This is a genomic window from Sphingobacterium sp. UBA5639, from assembly GCF_002421245.1.
In the GTDB taxonomy this organism is placed as follows: domain Bacteria; phylum Bacteroidota; class Bacteroidia; order Sphingobacteriales; family Sphingobacteriaceae; genus Sphingobacterium; species Sphingobacterium multivorum.
Window position 1 is genome coordinate 34,513 of the sequence record NZ_DIJR01000036.1, and the last position, 17,788, is coordinate 52,300.

Below are 17,788 nucleotides of genomic sequence, written 5' to 3' on the forward strand. Positions count from 1 at the left end.
TAACCAGCTGAACTACCAGACCAACAATGTGTTTTTAAAATTTTAGCGGTCTGGACGGGACTCGAACCCGCGACCCCATGCGTGACAGGCATGTATTCTAACCAGCTGAACTACCAGACCTAAAATCTTAAGGATTGTTTTTAATAATTTTTGGCGGTCTGGACGGGACTCGAACCCGCGACCCCATGCGTGACAGGCATGTATTCTAACCAGCTGAACTACCAGACCTAAAAATCTTAAAAACTTATTTGTTAAAGAACGTATGAGATTTCTCTCTCTTTTGAAGCGGTCTGGACGGGACTCGAACCCGCGACCCCATGCGTGACAGGCATGTATTCTAACCAGCTGAACTACCAGACCTCAACCCTTCTCCTCAGAAGGTGTGCAAATATAGCGTTTGTTTACGTATCTGCAAAGATTTTTTGAAAAAAAAACTAATCTACTTGACCGTCTTTCATCTTCTCTGCATTCTCCGCAAACTGCAATGCATCGATAATACCTTGAATATCACCGTCCATAATTGCCGGTAAGTTGTACATCGTCATTCCAATACGGTGCTCCGTTACGCGACCTTGTGGGTAGTTATAGGTACGAATTTTTGCCGAACGGTCTCCAGTAGATACCAAAGTTTTTCTTTTTGCAGCGATGTCGCCGTTCTTTTTGTTCAACTCGAGCTCGTAAAGTTTGTTCCGCAACATCTCCATCGCTAACTCACGGTTGGCTAATTGGGAACGTTCTACCTGACAAACCACAACGATACCACTTGGTTTATGCGTCAACTGCACTTTTGTTTCAACCTTGTTGACGTTCTGTCCACCAGCACCACCTGAACGGGATGTCTGTAATTCAATATCACCCGGATTGATCTCAACATCGACATCTTCAGCTTCAGGAAGAACTGCAACAGATGCTGCAGAAGTATGTACACGACCCTGTGTCTCCGTATCCGGAACGCGTTGTACACGATGTACACCTGATTCGTATTTCAATTGTCCGTAAACGTCTTCACCGATGACTTTTAAGATCACCTCCTTATAACCGCCAGAAGTTCCTTCGGTAACGTCCATTACTTCGTTGCGCCAGCCTTTGGTTTCGAAATAACGTGTGTACATGCGGTAAAGGTCGCCAGCGAATAAGGCTGCTTCATCACCACCTGATCCACCACGAATTTCGATAATGGCATTTTTCGCATCTTCAGGATCCTTAGGAATCAACATTAAGCGAATTTCTTCTTCTTTTTCTTCTTTTGCTACGTATAAAAGATCCAATTCCTCTTTAGCCATCTCACGAAGTTCTTGATCCTTCTCGTTCATGATGATGTCCTTATTGGTATCAATATTACTCACCATATTTTTGTAAATATGGTACTGATCCACGATTTTGCCCAAATCTTTGTACTCTTTATTCAATTTGGCAAAACGTTTCATATCTTGCATGGTATCAGGGTTGCTCAATTCAGCTTCCACTTCTTCCCATCTTTCTTTTATCGCTTGTAATTTATCTAACATATATCAAAAATGCTTCTTCTAGGAATGTATGACCTAGATTACTATTGAGTGTACAAAAGTAAGGAAATTTTGTTGCTTTTAAACAACCTAGCCTGCTATTAATGAGAGGAAACTGCTTTTAGTCCCACGATGGAAGCAATCAGCGTGAAAATAAAGAATATGCGCCAAAAATCTGCAGGCTCCTTAAAGAAGATGATCCCCATTAAAACTGTGCCTACTGCACCTATTCCGGTCCAAACAGCATAAGCTGTGCCTAAGGGAAGTGTCTGTGTAGCTTTGATCAATAAGCCCATACTTGCAAATAAGAATACGACAAAGGCACCGTACCAGAGCCATTGCGCATTTCCGGTCGCATCTTTGGCTTTACCTAAGCAGGTCGTAAAGCCGATTTCACATAATCCACCCAATATTAAAAATACCCAGTTCATATCTTTTTTGATTTTTTGTTTCGATACAAAGATCCGGCTTTAGGGCGATAATAATTTTTACAAATGTTAAAAATTTGTGTGAATATTTGCGCGAATCCGGCTTAGGGTAACCTGACTGACACCGAGATAGGAGGCGATGTAACCAAGTTTGATCCGTTGAATATATTGAGGGTATTTTTGAAGTAACTCGGCATAGCGCTCTTGGGCAGTATTAAAGAGCTTGGACATGGTTCGTTGCTCGGTCTTGATAAATTCAAGTTCAGCCATCTTTCTTCCCCAGTTGGCAATGGCAATATCACTTTCGTAGAGATCAAAAAGTTGCTTTTGGTCTATCTGATAAACAACACTGTCCTCCAAAAGGTCTATGTTTTCATAACCCGGGGTATCATGGACATAACTATTCATGGATATGAGCGTTCCACCGGGTGAAACGAAATCCAAGGTAATCTGACGGTTGGCCGTCTCGTAGTAAACGCGGGCTAATCCGGAAGCCAGAAAATAGAGATTTTTTTGAATTTTGTCCTGTTCGATCAGCAGGCTATTTCTTTTCGCTGTGATTTTCTTACTGACCTGCTCCAATTTTACAGCACTTTCAGGCGTTAGAAAGTGGTAACCGTTCAGGCAATCGGATAAAGAAATTAGGATTTGCTCGCCCATTTTTCCAAACGTAAAGTTTCACCATCCCATACTGCATAGGTATGGTAATTGATCCATTCCCCTAAATTTAGAATACGGCTATTGGAGTTGAGTTCAACATCATAGGGAAGATGTCTATGGCCAAAGATATAATAGTCGTGATGTTGGGTTGACTCCAGCTCCTTTGCATAGCCAATCAGCCATTCTTTGTCTTCACCCAAAAACTTTTCGTCCTCATTATTCGAAAGCCTACTATGTTTGGACCAGCGTGTCGCGATTCCGATTCCAAAATTTGGGTGCAACCGCGCAAATAACCATTGGCAGAGACGGCTCCGAAATACTTTCTTGAGTACCTTGTATTTGTAATCACCCGAACCTAATCCATCGCCGTGGTGAATATAAAAGTGTTTTCCGTTGAGTTTTAATTCCAGCTCATTGTCGATGATCTGAACATTTAATTCCTTTTTGAGGTAGTCAAACATCCACATATCGTGGTTTCCTTTAAATAAAGTAATGGGAATGCCGAGATCCGAAATTTCGGCTAATTTACCCAAAAAGCGGATATAGCCTTTCGGGACAACCGTGGCATATTCAAACCAGAAATCAAAAATATCACCAACAAGATAGAGCTGTGCAGCATCTGTTTTGATCTGGTCCAGCCACTGTATAATTTGCAGCTCCCTTTCCCGTGAACGTTCCAAGGGGTAAGATCCAAGATGAAAGTCGGAGGCAAAATAAATTTTTGTTCTTGTTGACATGTGGCCAAAACTAAAAAAAATGGCGGCGAATACAAAATTCGCCGCCACAATATAATTTGCTATGATTTCGATAATTCGGTGATGAGCGCCTTTAGATATTCCGTGGCATCCGGATCAATGCGCTTCAAAGACTGCTGAAGTTGATCGGGATAAGCACTTTTTATCGCCATGATTGAACTTGCGATAACCATATAAGATTTGTCATTTACAGCGTTCAGAATTAGACTTTTGTATTTTTTATCTTTTGTCTGTGCGAGCTTTTGAATCGCAGAGGCGCGGATGACAGAGGCTTCGGATTTCTCTGCAAGTGTCAAGATTGTTTTTTCTGTTGATTTGCGAACCGTGGGATTGCTTAAATCGAGCCCTTGAATTGCTGTTGCAGCAAGATCCGCATCGGTATCCGCCAATGCTTTTGTTAAGATTTGCTGGCTGATGGTATTTGTCGGATTTTTTGAGGCGTATGCAATCGCACCGACGCGGTTAGCAAATGAAGGTGCATGCTCATATTGATACAGATAGTCGGCATCTGACTTATCGATTTGAATTTGACCAACGAGTGTTTTTTCGGGATCGACATCAATAAATTCAACAGCAGCAGGTAAAGGAATCATAAATTGGGCATTCCGCTTGTTGAGTTGAAAGGTCTGTCTGATCTTCCCATTTTTCGTATAGATATCGACGGCTAAGGGAAGCTGGAATGTCTGCACGGTTGAATCTTGAATTTGGGCTACATTCAGGATGATACTGTTCTCTCCGTTTCTTGTCGTGATTTTCAAAATTGGATGCCCACCTTGGTAATACCATTGATTGAAGTACGGAGCCCAGTCTTTTCCGGTCACCTCTTCCATCGCTAGACGGAGCTGTTGCGGTTCGCCGGTTTTAAAGGAATTGTCTGTCAAATATTTTTTCAGCGATTGATAGAACGCTTCATCACCCATTTGTTCTTTTAAAGCATAGAGAATCAATGAACCTTTTGCATAGCTGATATTATCAAACATATCTTCTTTATCATGATAATAATAACGGGCTAAAGTCGGACTTTTTCCATTTTTTGTCGATTTGAGATAAGACTGGAGTTTTTCAAATCTAGATTTATCGCCACGATCTTTACCACCATCGTGCTCACGCCAGATAACCTCGCCGAAAGTAGCGAAAGATTCATTCATGGTCAAATTGGACCAAGATTCTGCTGTTACCAAATCGCCAAACCACTGGTGAAACAGTTCATGGGCAATCGTTCCCTCCTGATTATCGTCCAACAATTCGCGTTTTGTCTTTTGTACATGTTCACCATGTAGGGTTGCACTTGTATTTTCCATGGCGCCTGAGACATAATCGCGACAGACAATCTGTGCATACTTATTCCAAGGGTAAGGAACGCCTAGAGTCTTGCTGTAAAAATCCATCATGGCCGGTGTCTTTCCGAAGATATCTTTGGCATAGGGTGCATACTTCGGTTCAAGGTAGTAGTCAACGGGGATATTGTTGTATTTGTCCTGATAGATTTTAAAATCACCAACGGCCATCATAAATAGATATGGGGCATGTGGTAAATCCATTTTCCAGGTATCTGTACGTGTACCATCACTATTTTTCTGTTGATTGCTCAATGCACCGTTCGATAAACTGACGTAATTGTCAAGAACGGTCATGGAGATTTCAGCCGTCGTCTTTTGGTTGGGGCGATCAATTGTCGGGAACCAGGCTGATGATGCTTCAGTCTCGCCCTGTGTCCATATTTGACGAGGTTTGTTGGGTGTGCGTTCATCTGGATTGATAAAATAAAGCCCCTTAGCATCGTTGATTGCTGCACTGCCCTGCGCCTTCAATAAATTGGGCTTTGCGGTATAATCGATGTATACTGTATATTGCTCCTTTGCAAGGTAATTCCGGTCGAGCTTAATCAGTAGAGAGTGATCATCATAGGTATATTTCAAGGGAATCATTTGTGTGCCATTGACCAAAGATACCTGTTTAATATCCATGCCTTTTGCGTCAAGGCGGAGGGAGTCTGTTGGGTAGAAATAGGGTTGTAAAGTGACCCATTCTTTGCCATTCAGAAATTGGTTTGTATAGTCAAAACGTACATCGAGTTTGGTGTGGACAAGATCGTTGATCTTGGTAGGGGTGGCTCGATATTGCTGATCTATAGGTAATTGTTGTGCTTCGCTTATTCCGATTTGAAGAATGGAAATCGACAAAGAAAGGTATATGACTTTTTTAAACATGGTTATAGTATTTTCAAGATTTAAATAAATCTAAAGAAATTTCGGTTGTGATAAAAATATACGCTGCAGAAATGTGTCTAATGCTACTATGAGCGGCCCATGTTTTGTTTATTTATTCGCTTTGATTTAGGTAGTTTGGATGCTAACGTAAAGGACAAGCGGGAAGTGATGAATCTAGGCTTTTTAGTTATTATTCGAGGAAGAGAAAAAACTGCCTAAGGTAGGTAAGAGGTCGATAAATTTGTTTATATTCAACTCAAATTGAATTTTCAAATGCTAAGTGAATAAAACTTAGATTGGTTGAAACAAGTATAAGGTTTTATGATAAATAAGAATTTTGGTCTTATCCTAATGATGATAGGTATGGCAGGTACAGCGACGACTGGTTATGGACAACAGTTGACATATCCGACGACAAATAAAGGAACCGTCGTGGATGAATTTTGGGGTGAAAAGATAGCCGATCCTTACCGCTGGTTGGAAGATGATCGTTCAGCTGAAACAAAAAGCTGGGTACAGGCAGAGAATAAAGTGACTTTTGACTACTTGAATGCTATTCCATTCCGTACAAAATTAAAAGATCAATTAACCGAAATATGGAATTATGAAAAAATAGGAACCCCGTTTAAGGAAGGCGAGTACACTTATTTTTTTAAGAATAATGGCTTGCAGCAACATGCTGTCCTCTACCGTAAACTAGGGGAGGGAGGAGCAGAAGAAGTTTTCTTGGACCCAAATACGTTCTCGAAAGATGGGTCGACTTCATTGGCCGATGTTTCGTTTTCAAAGGATGGGAGCTTAGTCGCCTATTCTATTTCTGAAGGGGGATCGGACTGGCGGAAAGTCATTGTACTGAATGCCAAAGATAAGGCGCCTGTGGGAGAAACATTAGTAGATGTCAAATTCTCTGGTATTGCTTGGAAAGGAAACGATGGTTTTTATTACTCGAGTTACGATAAGCCAAAAGGATCTGAACTTTCTGAAAAAACAGACCAACATAAATTATACTACCATAAACTTAAAACAGCTCAGTCTACAGATAAATTGGTTTTTGGCGGTGCTGCAACACCGAGACGTTATGTCGGTGCTTCATTAACAGACGATCAACGTTACCTGATTATTTCAGCTGCAAATACGACAACAGGAAATGAACTTTATTATCAGGATCTCCAGCAACCGAATAGCAAGATTGTCTGCCTACAAGATCATTTTGATGCCAATACAAGTGTCGTTGACAATATTGGGGATAGTTTCTTATTGGAGACAAACTACAAGGCTGCCAACAACCGTTTGGTAAGAGTTGATTTGAAGAATCCTGCAAAGGAGAACTGGAAAGATGTTATTCCAGAAACTGAAAATGTGCTTTCGATCAGCACCGGAGGTGGTTATCTTTTTGCAAATTATTTGAAAGATGCGGTTTCAGTGGTGATTCAATATGATTATACCGGTAAAAAGATTCGGCAAATAGAATTGCCAGGTGTAGGCACAGCGAGTGGTTTTTCGGGCAAGAAAAAGGAAAAAGAAATCTATTTTGGTTTTTCAAATTACATTACGCCTTCTTCAAGTTATAAGTTTGACGTGAATTCTGGTCAGTCTGCACTTTATATCAAACCTAAGGTGAAGTTTGATTCCGATCAGTATGAATCGAAACAGGTTTTCTACACATCCAAAGATGGTACAAAGGTTCCGATGATTATTACGTACAAAAAGGGGATTGTCTTGAATGGGAAAAACCCGACGATTGTGTATGGTTATGGCGGCTTTAATATCAGCTTGACACCTGCCTTTAGTACTTCCGTTGCGGTGTGGTTGGCAAATGGCGGTGTTTATGCTGTTCCGAATTTACGTGGGGGCGGCGAATATGGTCAGAAATGGCATGATGGCGGCAGACAGTTCAATAAGTTGAATGTGTTTAATGATTTTATTGCCGCCGCACATTATCTTCAGGAGAATGGTTATACATCACCCGAGTACACCGCTTTATCGGGGGGATCCAATGGTGGTTTGCTCGTGGGGGCAACAATGACAATAGATCCCAAAGTAGCCAAGGTCGCACTTCCCGAGGTCGGTGTTTTGGACATGTTGCGTTATCATACCTTCACAGCTGGTGCAGGTTGGTCCTATGATTATGGTACAGTCAATGATAGCAAAGAAATGTTTGACTATCTGAAAGCATATTCTCCGGTGCACAATGTGAAAACTGGAGTTTGTTACCCAGCGACGATGGTCTTTACGGGAGATCATGATGATCGGGTGGTACCGGCGCACTCCTATAAGTTTGCTTCCGAACTACAGGCAAAACAAGCTTGTGATAATCCTGTATTGATTCGTATTGAGACAAAAGCTGGTCACGGTGCGGGAAGGTCAACAGAAGTCCTGATCAATAGTACAGTTGATAAATATGCTTTTGCCCTTTGGAATATGGGTATTAAAGAATTAAAATAAGCGGACAGCAGTCAAAGACTCAACATATTGTCTGTCTTGTTCTCCATAAAAAAGCCGCGATCAATAATTTGATTGCGGCTTTTTTTATTCATTGACTATTCGAATATCTTCTTATTGCCAGGTCTTTTCACCCTTTTTCATTTTTTGTAATGTTGCTACATATTCTTCTTTTTGAGTAGCATCGGTAATGAGTGAGATCGCTTTTTCTTGCGTTTTAATTGCTTTTTCTTTTTCTCCGAGGCGATATAATATGTTTGCAAAAGTGTCTAAATACATGGGTGCATCTTTTTCTTTTTCGTTGGATAATTTGCTCCATTCAGCTGCTGCTTTTAGGCACGCTGGGTCATTGCAGTTTTCAAAAATGGACCACGCCATGTTGTTTAGTTCTGCAGCGGTAATGGTTGAACCATATTTTGCAATGTATTTATTGAAGCTATCTCTTAAACCAGGGTAATTTTTGGTATAACCATAATAACGTGGTTGCATTTCGAGACTTGCTTTCTCTGTATTCACAGTCGGATATTTTTGCGCCAATTCTTTTTCTATGCTCGTAAAATCAACTGTTTCCTTTGCACGAATTTTGGTGTTTACTGCATTACTAACCAACAGTTGGGAGAGGAAGTCATTTGCTTTCACTTTTTCACTAACGACATCAAATTTAGCAGGATTGTCTTTGATTAAATTAAAAGCCTTAGAATCGACAACATTCGCCGCTGAAAGTAATAAACTAACATTCTCCTTTGTAAAGATTTGATCCGTAGACAAGGACGCTAATACGACTCCTTCCGCTTTTGCTTGTGTCTCTTGATCATAAGCTTCTTTGGCAGCTATAGCCATACTTTTGGCGATGTTTACATTTGTTGGGTCGGCATTGAATTTTGCCAATAGTGTTTCATATTGTGTATTTGGATCAAGTGATTTTTGTGTTTTCGCTATAAAATCGTCCGCTTCACCACCACCTACGATACGATGCACAAGGGTACCTTTTGAGTCAAAGATCAGAAAAGTTGGGTAGGCTCTAACTTTATATTCTTTGGCAAAACGATCGGCCTCTTCGTACCATGATTTTACATCTTCATTGTCATTCTTAGTTTTATCCATCTGAATTTTTGCATTGACAAATTTAGCATTGAAAAAATCGCCTACTTTGGCTTGTGGGAAGATGGTACTCGACATATATTTACAGGGGCCACACCAGGTTGTAAAACAGTCTACAAAAATGAATTTGTTTTCTTTAGCCGCTTTTTCTTTAATCTGACTCCAATTGAGCCCATGCTCAAATTTGACCCCTTCGCTCTGCGCAAATAGGAGGGTTGGAATTAGAAATAGCATTAAAATCAATTTTTTCATAATGTTGGTATTTTGGATTTTTAATTTAATCGTTCGTATTGGTCGGGATAGGTTTAGTTTTCCCAAGTTTTTATTCCTTTCATCATTTTGTCCAGTGTTTCTTGATAGATAGGACGATCGTCCTCACTGGCCATTTCGATCGCTTTGTTTTGCCACTTTATGGCTTTTTCTTTTTCTCCTTTCTTATAGAGCAGATTTGCATAGGTATCCAAAAATGCACTGCTTGGATCCTCAAGGATGGATTTCTTGCTCCAGCTTAACGCGGATTCAATACATGCAGTATCACTGCTATTATTAAAAATAGTCCAGGCAAAGGTATTTAATTGGTGTGGGGTAAAATCTTCTGACGAAAGGTAATCATTGATGGTATTCTTCATGGCGACGTAATTCTTCACCTGAAGGTAATAGTGTGCTTTTATTTTCTTGAACATCGGGATGAAATCGATGTCTGGATATTTTGCAGCGAGTTCATTCTGATAACTATCCCAGTTGGGTTCATGTTTGGCATCAATCTTAATCTGAAATAATTCGTTGACGACAACATTAGCCAGGGTGCGGTTGGCAATACCTGGTGACTCTAATAGAATATCGATTTTCTCTTTATTGTTGCGAATAAGATTAAAAGCTTTTGAATTGGTGAATTTGGCAGCTGCCAATAAAATATGGACATTTTCTTTTTTGAATAACTCATCCGTACCCAATGAATTCGCTAAGGTATTTTCTGCCTTTCGTGCAGTATTTTCATCGTAAGCGATATTTGCTGCTTTCAGCATCTGCTTGGCCGTATAAATATCTTGGGGTCTTTTCTCGAATTTTTTTAACAGCGTGTAATACTGTGTTTCGGGATTTAGTCCATCCATCACATGTCCGACAAATTCGGGAGCATCACTTGCACCGACAATCCGGTGTACCGCCTGCCCATCGGGATTAAAGATAAGAAATGTGGGAAAGGATTGAATATTGTATTCATTGGAAATAGCACGCGCATCGGCATACCATTTTTTGACATTGGCATTGTCGGACTCTGTCGAATCCATTTGCACTTTTACACTAATGAAGTTCTGATTGATTGGCTGCCCCACCTGCTCTAGGGGAAAGATCTCATTGCTCATATATTGGCATGGGCCACACCAGGTTGCAAATAGCTCTACGAAGATAAACTTGTTCTCAGCTTGTGCCCGTTCCTTTATCTGCTTCCAACTCAACCCTTCTACAAATTTCACTCCCTTAGTCTGGGCTTGAGCCAAATTCCCGAATAAAATTGTAAGGCATAACGCGATTATACTTCTCATACTCACTCAACAAAAGATTCATAATTATGTTTAAGTTATTAAATTAATCTGAAAACAAAAACACCTCTGAAGTATTAATTTCAGAGGTGTTTTCGTGGACTGATAAATCGCTTATTTGATATTTATCTTCGATTTTAAATCTTTTGTTAGACCGTCTTTATGTAACATCAAAGAAGTTGTTTTATATCGTACAAATTCTTTTGATGCATACAAATAACCATGGTAGTCATTTGTTGTACCCCAAGAGTTTTTAACGATGTAATACTCTTTTCCGTTTTGATCTTTTACAAGACCTACGATATGCATACCGTGGTCATCTGTAGTTTGCCAGTTGTCGAAAGCTTTTTGTCTTTCTTCCGGTGTTACTTTTAACTCTGGTTTAGGACCAACAAACATTGTGGACTTTTCTTGATCTGTCATTTCCTCGAAAGGTTTTTCTGGTACATAAGCTACACCGTTTTTCCAAGAGAAACCTTTTTCTGATACGTCAGTAGCCCAAGCTACCGTATAACCTTTTTGTAAAGCGTTGTCAATAATGTCCGTTAAATCGTTCATCTTAACATTATAGAAACGGTCGAATGACCAGTTGTCTGGAATCAACAATACGAATTGGCTGTAGTATGGGTGGTCAGTTACCGAAGCAATACCCACGTAATCATCCGGATTGATACCGATTACCTGATCTGCAAAGGTGCGCGGTGTATAGGATTTACCGTTATAGTCAAATTTCTCAGGTACTTCCCCAAGATAAGAATCCATCGCAGCGGTATACGCTTTTTCCCAGTTTGGCGTTAACGTTTTACCCTTTACTACTGCCCCTAACATCGCATCCAACATATTGGTCATTTCACCAAAGTTGTTACGTGTAGTACCGTAGTGAAGACCTGTGTAAGCCGATTGCGGCATTGTACCATATTTACGGAAAGAGTTCAACACATCATGGAATTGACCACCTTCACCCAATGACAATCCGCCATGAAGGCGTACATACGTGCGTGCTTTATCTAAATACGTGTTGCGCGCGGTATAGATTTGTGAGATCTCCACTGGTTTTTTACCCATACGGATCATTTCTGACTCCAGGAAAGAATTACCTGAATAAGACCAACAGGTACCAGATGAACCTTGGTTTTTGATGGATGTGTTACCCAGATTGATAACTTCAGTAAATGTAAATCCAGATTTGCTATTGTCATTTTGATTTGCTTTTAGCGCATTGATCAAATTGTCTTGTGCTTGTACTTGGAATGAAGCTGCGAAAAGTGAAGCAGCTAGTACAATCGTTTTATTCCAATTCATTGTTAGTATTTTGTTAATTTAGTGTGGTGCTAAATATAAACGCAAAAACGAAATGTCAAACTTTTGAAAACGAAACGTGCATAAAAAAAATATTATATTTGATATACATATCAATAAAAAAAATAGAATATATGGACAAGAGGTATCTTTTATTTGTATACGACAAATATTATCCTTCAGGTGGTTTATGTGATTTGAGGGAGTCGTTTGACACTATTGAAGAAGCACGAGACGCAGCAATGAAAAGTGAATATGACTACAAAGAAATTTATGACCGACTATCTGGTGTGGAAATTGATTTGCAGGTTTTAAAAATAAAAGCCCTTTAAGTTGAATTTTAAAGGGCTTTTATTTTTGGCACATCTGGTTTTGATTAAATCTAAAAAAAATGGCACTACTGGATTTTGCGATTTTATCATTTTTTGTTTTAAAACCGTTTTAATTCATATCTAAAAATTAAAATACGTTTCCAGCATACGCCAGACAACTTCATTGCCTGTTCGATTTAGATGTATACTGTCGATTGTGAAGCTATTACCGTCCTTTCCACTTCCCAATAATGCAGCTTTGAAAATATTCCGGCCTTCTATTTTTGATTTTTCTAACCCTACTTCCGTAATCCGATCGAATAAATTAAGAGATAGACCGTTGTTAGCATTAGATAAAGCACTATTCAATTTAGCCGCTTCCTGAAAAGCTGTATACTCCTTATTGTTGTCTGTTGAGAATCCGTATAGAAATTCCCCCATATTGGATATGAATTTACTGTAAACTGCACCCCATAAGATATAAGGAAATACAAGGTAGTTCTTAGTGTGAAGACGAGCCAATTTATCTGTAAATCGCTTCACGAATGCCGCTGTATTATAGCTTCTAAACTCTTGACCGATACCCTCATTCAATATCGGGCATTGCCAAAGTACCAAATCAGGGTTAAAACTGTCCACCATCCAACTTTCATAACGCTCCAAATCTGCAATTGTATGACTGCCTTTTGATGCACAGATATATCTAAAAAGAAATTCTTTAGGGCTGTACTCTATACCCCAGTATGCAAATCTACCAACACCAATATTTTTAACAGTGATCGTTGTCGGTGTGCTTACATTAGTAATAATTTTAAAATCCAGTCTCTTCTGTGCGTTATCTTTATTAAATCCCAAAGTAGAGATTGTATCTTCCTCTTTGAGACTTAGTGTATAGCCGTTCGCTTCAACCCAATTGCCTGCATTATTTTTTACTAAAGCTTTTCCATTACCCGCAGAAATTGTGATCTGTGTGCTATTTGCCCACGCTTTATCGGTATGAACAATAAGTGAAACTCGCTGTGTCATTGCTATTGTATCGAATGCCACACCGGCATTAGTGCCGCTATCAATAACACGAGTTGAAGGCAGATAATAAGCATCGCCAACAAAGCCCCAGTTTGAATCTACAGATTTTACCAGTGAATTACCCCCACCCTTGATTTCTGCAAAGACTCCGGCATAGTCGTGCCGCCTGTACTTTTGTTCACGCCAGCGTAATTTTTCCTCCAAAAAACTATTAACATTATACTCATCGCAAAAAGGAGGTCTTTCTTTTGCATCATCTCGCTTTTTTGTCCAGTTTAAGTCTGTCGAAATACTATCACCTATTTGAACGACAGTGACATCATTGTCTTGTTCTATGTGTTTGTCGAAAAAAGGCTTTAATTGTGCTAAAAAAGCGCTAATAATACTAGATTTTGCAGGCATCCACGACGCCTGAGGAGACTTGTATTCTAAGCCGTTAAGCCTGTCTATCAAAGAGCTGGCTTGTACTTTATAAAATCTCACGGACTCGACCAATATTTCGACATTACTTGTCAACTGGATCATAAAATCGACTGTACCATCTGACTTGATATCGCCAGCTGTCAATTCAATCGTAGTGCGTAATAACTGCCAGTCCATCGAATCGGATATAACTAGAGATTGAATATAAGTAGGGCTATAAGTGCCTAAACTAAAACTAAAATCACTTGCACTGATTCGTTTGACATTGACCTCAACAGCATATCGTCCGGGGCCATCTACTTTTACTCCATTTCGTAATATACCCACGTTACTACTCGCGTGCGTAGTAGCGTGTAAATAACCAGCACTCAAATCAAGATCAAAGACCTCTTCATTTTTGTACCATCCAAATAGACCTGATTTAAAATTGTTATTTGGCAACAGTTCACTATATCCAATTTGAACAATCGACTCATTTGCCTTTTTAAAGCCTTCTGATGCATTTTTTTCGATAGAATTTTCAACTAAAGTGTAAACTGCTATGTTATCGACGACAACCTCGCCACCAACATCTTGGATAGCTAGTGCGAAAGAAGAAATTGCACTCGTATGAATTTTCAAAGTACCTCGAATCACTGTCCAATCTTCGCCAACTAAATTGAAATATTTTTTATCGGATACATTATAGAGATTAACCTGTACTACTACATCGCCAATACTCTTTTTCTTGACCTTAGCGGAAAAGTGTACAATATCATCAACACTGAAGGCCTGTATCTGTTGTTGCGTTAATGCAAAGTTAACCATCCCAGTATTCTTGACCACCATCTGGCCATTGTCCATAACAATAGTCCCCCCAGCTTCGTCGTTTTTCACCCATGATCGCAATCCTGATTCAAATGATGAATTTCTCAACAGATTGTTGACCCCTATAAAATTTTCAACAAGTCGTTTCGACGGAACTATTGCCTCCCAGTCGGCACCTGTTCGAGGCTCTTCGCTTGTGAATTCCACTATAGCACGATATGGTATACCAGATCTAACAGCAGTAATGTCTTTTTCGTAACTTCCAACTTGCCAATTTTTTGTTTTTGTAGGGTTTTCGGGAATTGCAATCTCATCCTGCAATTTCCATATTTGTTCAGCAGCTGACCAAAACAATATTGCCTTATGATTAGCTTGTATATATATAGGAGTATTAAGATATGTTAATGTACGTCCGTTTGCACCACCGTATACTTCAACATATTTATTTTTATCTGCCAATTGAGGCAATACATTACCTTCGAGTTCAACGGCCGAATCATCTGTCCATCCTTCGACATTTTGTGCCGGTATCTTACCGTCTTTATGAAAGAATGAATCGATTAAATCACCAAAATTACTTGCTGAAGGCATTTTAAATGGACCAAACCATTCTTTTAATTTTGATATAGGTTGTTTCATGTTATTCTGGTAAAAAGATCATTAAATTAAAATCTAAAATTGCCCCTGTATTGGCTGAAAAATCAACCTGAAATGCGATCGCATTGGTTTCCGGCAATTTGTAACACACTTCGACTATGGAGATATTCAGAGCATCCAGGTTTCGACGGACAACGTTTCCATATGATCGTTCACCTGTATTTCCCAGATTTGGAATTCCAGTTAGTGAGAATCCCGTAACTCCAGAGGAAACGGTATTTACGATCTCTACAAACCCTTTTAAAACAACAAATCTGCCTTGCTTAAACATCCAGCAGCTTTGTTCTGTAATCGACATTCCTGATCCCGTAGATGATGCCGTCCACTTGACAACCTCCTGATCCTTGATCCGATCAGCCATTGCAAGCAGGTTGGATACACGTTTCAACGAATTAAAATCCATCACACCGCCGGCAGTGGCCATCTTAGCCACTCGCGTGTAGTACACGGGCTTACTGACACCGTCTTCAAAGGTTTTATCCGTTACGGATTCTTCGATGATTAAACGGGCTAATTTAGGGCCTCCAACGAATGGCAGCACCTCACCATCAATCACCACTGTTCCGTCTGTGACGTTACCGCCGGCCACTGTACAGCCGTTAAGGATGTAGCTCTGACCTCCGAGACCTGCAAGTCCCGATAACTGGCCATAGGCTGACTGTAAAAATGAAAGTGTATTTGTTTCTAGCGGAAAGCCGCCTGTCTGTTCAAAATTGACCTTATTCATATCTGATAATGTATTTGGTGCCTGCTAATTTGTATTTGTTGATCATGGCCTTTAACCTGGCCGTTTCTGCTGTATTGTTGAGGGCTTCGGGTACGATCACCACAAAGCCGGTTCCGCTGCGCAATTCATCTGCTGTATATATCGCACGTTCGCCCAGGAACAGGGGGCGCTGCTCAGTTATGCTAAAAATATATGACCTTCCACCTACCTTAGCATCTTCTATCCTAATGGTTCTATTGACAGAGTCGAAATAATCATTCAGTAATTTTCTGAGGCTAAAAACTTGCGGGGTTACTTCCATTTCCTTGTCAGTATCATACCACAGGGCCAACAGTTTGAAGTGTACCGTCCGGATACCAACGATCAGGCACCAAATGAATGCTATCAGTTTTTCAGTCCTCATAAAAGATGGCAAAAGCATAACCACCAACTTTTTTAAATCCACATCATATACCTTTTTCATACGCCTGATATTTTATATCTGAAAAATCATTGACCTTGAAATAACCTGATTCCGGAATTTTATAAACCTCAATAGTGACAGGTTCCCCATAACCACCCATCGATGGGTTGATCCAGCAACTGGATGCTTCTACGATATGGGGGATTTCAACGCCTTCTATTGATCGTAATGCTTCAGCCAATAAGTTCAGCTGCAATACACCATTGAAAGGTAATTGCCTTAAGAATTGATCTATCGCAATTTCAACAGGTTTTGTTCCTCCGATCAGCGTCTCACCCGATTCGTTAAATATCAATGGATCATAAAATATGATCATGTCCAGGAACAATATGTCCGGAAGATAATTTGTGATCGTTATTGTCAGGCCGGCATCTTTGACCTCATTCATGTAAGATTTAAAAGCAATAAGCTCTGTTGGTCCGATCGGTTCCAGATCACCGCTGCTGCTTGCTGTAGCAATTTTGACAATAAGCCTGCTTTCGTCTACCGCTTCATTTACGGCACAGTATTTTATTATTTTGGAGTCATCGATCTGCTGATCAGTCAGGCCATTGTTATCATACAGATCAGAGTCTGTAATCAGTGAATAACCATACTGAAAAGCTTTAGCCTTCTCCCGGTACCAGCGTTGTGTGTGCGGCTTCAGTAATGAAAGGGTGTTTTCAACTTCGGATTTATGCAGGTCAAACAATGATTCAACTGTAAAAACAATAAATGCGATCGCATAGCTCATTGCAAGCCAAACAGCTGATTTGCTCGTAGACGTCAGGTCAGCTAATTCAGATCGTGCCTGAACCGCTGTTTTGATTTCATCTTGTATCTGTGAAATTGTTCTAGCCATTTTCTTTTACTATAAAACTTTGTTCAATAACCATTCTACCAATAACGAATTCAGGTTCCACCGTAAATTCGACACCTCCTGCAGGTACATAGTCATTTCGGTCATAATAATCTGAGATATCAGTATCGGTATCAATTTCTTCAGGAATAAAATACGTCTGGCCAATGACCAGATCATCTGTAACTGATATACCGTTCGTAACCGCAAACTCGACTGCACCGGATATACTTCCGGTATGCTGAAGTACAAAATCTAAAACAGACTGATTATGTAATGCTGGATAAAAAGCCATTATAGTACCTTTCCATTTAATTGTTTATACTTTTTGAGCTCATTGGTCAATCCCTCAACCCGTTCCTCCAGGTCCTTAACGGTAAGCTTTGTGGCTCTGAGCTCCGTTATTGCTTCAGTGAGTTGTTCCCCCAAATCACCCACCATGATTCTGTAATACTGAAGGGCTTTCTCTGCGTTTTCAATTTCACTGGCACGTAGATCTGCATTCTGTTTTTTGCGCTGGAAAAACCAGCCAATGAACGCACCGGCAGTTGCAGTCATCAGTTCTGGAGCAATCGATTTTAGTAGTTCTTCCATA

The 17,788-nt window shown here is 40.0% G+C and carries 16 protein-coding genes and 3 tRNA genes; 2 read left to right on the top strand and 17 right to left on the bottom strand.

What is annotated here, in order from left to right; genetic code table 11:
* Positions 1-46: 46 nt before the first annotated feature.
* From B4Z90_RS22530 to B4Z90_RS22565, 8 genes are all read right to left on the bottom strand, one after another.
* Positions 47-120, bottom strand: a tRNA-Asp gene (locus tag B4Z90_RS22530).
* Positions 121-151: 31 nt separating this feature from the next.
* Positions 152-228: transfer RNA gene (locus B4Z90_RS22535), tRNA-Asp, on the bottom strand.
* Between the two features lie 58 nt (positions 229-286).
* Positions 287-360 (bottom strand) — tRNA-Asp (locus B4Z90_RS22540).
* A 74-nt stretch (positions 361-434) separates the two neighbouring features.
* Complete coding sequence (gene prfA / locus B4Z90_RS22545) at positions 435-1,508, bottom strand: peptide chain release factor 1 (protein WP_070563288.1); 1,074 nt, start codon at positions 1,506-1,508, stop codon at positions 435-437.
* 98 nt (positions 1,509-1,606) lie between these two features.
* Positions 1,607-1,936, bottom strand: coding sequence for a DMT family transporter (locus B4Z90_RS22550; protein WP_070563291.1), 330 nt, complete (start codon positions 1,934-1,936; stop codon positions 1,607-1,609).
* A 66-nt stretch (positions 1,937-2,002) separates the two neighbouring features.
* Positions 2,003-2,593, bottom strand: coding sequence for a Crp/Fnr family transcriptional regulator (locus B4Z90_RS22555; protein ID WP_286767607.1), 591 nt, complete (start codon positions 2,591-2,593; stop codon positions 2,003-2,005).
* Entirely contained in the window at positions 2,575-3,330 is a 756-nt protein-coding gene (locus tag B4Z90_RS22560) for a UDP-2,3-diacylglucosamine diphosphatase (RefSeq protein ID WP_070563293.1), read from the bottom strand. The genes B4Z90_RS22555 and B4Z90_RS22560 overlap by 19 nt, the downstream gene beginning before the upstream one ends.
* A gap of 59 nt (positions 3,331-3,389) precedes the next feature.
* Complete coding sequence (locus B4Z90_RS22565; RefSeq protein WP_286767608.1) at positions 3,390-5,558, bottom strand: M1 family aminopeptidase; 2,169 nt, start codon at positions 5,556-5,558, stop codon at positions 3,390-3,392.
* Between the two features lie 321 nt (positions 5,559-5,879).
* On the opposite strand from B4Z90_RS22565, the gene B4Z90_RS22570 reads away from it, so the two are divergent.
* The gene (locus tag B4Z90_RS22570) at positions 5,880-8,003 is read left to right on the top strand and encodes a prolyl oligopeptidase family serine peptidase (RefSeq protein WP_286767609.1); all 2,124 of its coding nucleotides are present in this window, start codon (positions 5,880-5,882) and stop codon (positions 8,001-8,003) included.
* Positions 8,004-8,114: 111 nt separating this feature from the next.
* Here B4Z90_RS22570 and B4Z90_RS22575 read toward each other — a convergent pair whose 3' ends face one another.
* The 3 genes from B4Z90_RS22575 to B4Z90_RS22585 all read right to left on the bottom strand — a co-directional run bounded on the left by B4Z90_RS22575 (position 8,115) and on the right by B4Z90_RS22585 (position 11,944).
* Positions 8,115-9,353 (bottom strand): thioredoxin family protein, encoded by a 1,239-nt coding sequence (locus B4Z90_RS22575; RefSeq protein WP_286767610.1) that lies wholly within the window; start codon positions 9,351-9,353, stop codon positions 8,115-8,117.
* A gap of 53 nt (positions 9,354-9,406) precedes the next feature.
* Positions 9,407-10,645, bottom strand: a complete 1,239-nt coding sequence (locus tag B4Z90_RS22580; RefSeq protein WP_070563305.1) for a thioredoxin family protein — start codon at positions 10,643-10,645, stop codon at positions 9,407-9,409.
* A gap of 111 nt (positions 10,646-10,756) precedes the next feature.
* The gene (locus B4Z90_RS22585) at positions 10,757-11,944 is read right to left on the bottom strand and encodes an aminopeptidase C (RefSeq protein WP_286752243.1); all 1,188 of its coding nucleotides are present in this window, start codon (positions 11,942-11,944) and stop codon (positions 10,757-10,759) included.
* A 131-nt stretch (positions 11,945-12,075) separates the two neighbouring features.
* Between B4Z90_RS22585 and B4Z90_RS22590 the strand changes: the two genes are divergently transcribed.
* Positions 12,076-12,273 (top strand): hypothetical protein, encoded by a 198-nt coding sequence (locus B4Z90_RS22590; RefSeq protein WP_286803322.1) that lies wholly within the window; start codon positions 12,076-12,078, stop codon positions 12,271-12,273.
* A 120-nt stretch (positions 12,274-12,393) separates the two neighbouring features.
* Here the strand turns inward: B4Z90_RS22590 and B4Z90_RS22595 are convergent, their stop codons facing one another.
* Genes B4Z90_RS22595 through B4Z90_RS22620 form a run of 6 tightly spaced genes read right to left on the bottom strand, consistent with a single transcriptional unit; the run spans position 12,394 to position 17,787 of the window.
* Positions 12,394-15,147 carry a hypothetical protein gene (locus B4Z90_RS22595; RefSeq protein ID WP_286803325.1) on the bottom strand — a complete coding sequence of 918 codons (2,754 nt, stop codon included), beginning with the start codon at positions 15,145-15,147 and terminating at the stop codon, positions 12,394-12,396.
* Position 15,148: 1 nt separating this feature from the next.
* A complete protein-coding gene (locus B4Z90_RS22600) occupies positions 15,149-15,892 on the bottom strand; it encodes a hypothetical protein (RefSeq protein ID WP_286803327.1) in 744 nt (247 codons plus the stop codon).
* Positions 15,885-16,355: a hypothetical protein gene (locus tag B4Z90_RS22605; protein WP_286803329.1), complete on the bottom strand. Its 471-nt coding sequence runs from the start codon at positions 16,353-16,355 to the stop codon at positions 15,885-15,887. Before B4Z90_RS22605 ends, B4Z90_RS22600 begins: the two co-directional genes overlap by 8 nt.
* Positions 16,339-17,196 (bottom strand): hypothetical protein, encoded by an 858-nt coding sequence (locus tag B4Z90_RS22610; RefSeq protein ID WP_286803332.1) that lies wholly within the window; start codon positions 17,194-17,196, stop codon positions 16,339-16,341. The genes B4Z90_RS22605 and B4Z90_RS22610 overlap by 17 nt, the downstream gene beginning before the upstream one ends.
* Entirely contained in the window at positions 17,189-17,488 is a 300-nt protein-coding gene (locus B4Z90_RS22615) for a hypothetical protein (protein WP_286803335.1), read from the bottom strand. Before B4Z90_RS22615 ends, B4Z90_RS22610 begins: the two co-directional genes overlap by 8 nt.
* Complete coding sequence (locus B4Z90_RS22620; RefSeq protein WP_286803338.1) at positions 17,488-17,787, bottom strand: hypothetical protein; 300 nt, start codon at positions 17,785-17,787, stop codon at positions 17,488-17,490. The genes B4Z90_RS22615 and B4Z90_RS22620 overlap by 1 nt, the downstream gene beginning before the upstream one ends.
* Position 17,788 lies beyond the last annotated feature (1 nt).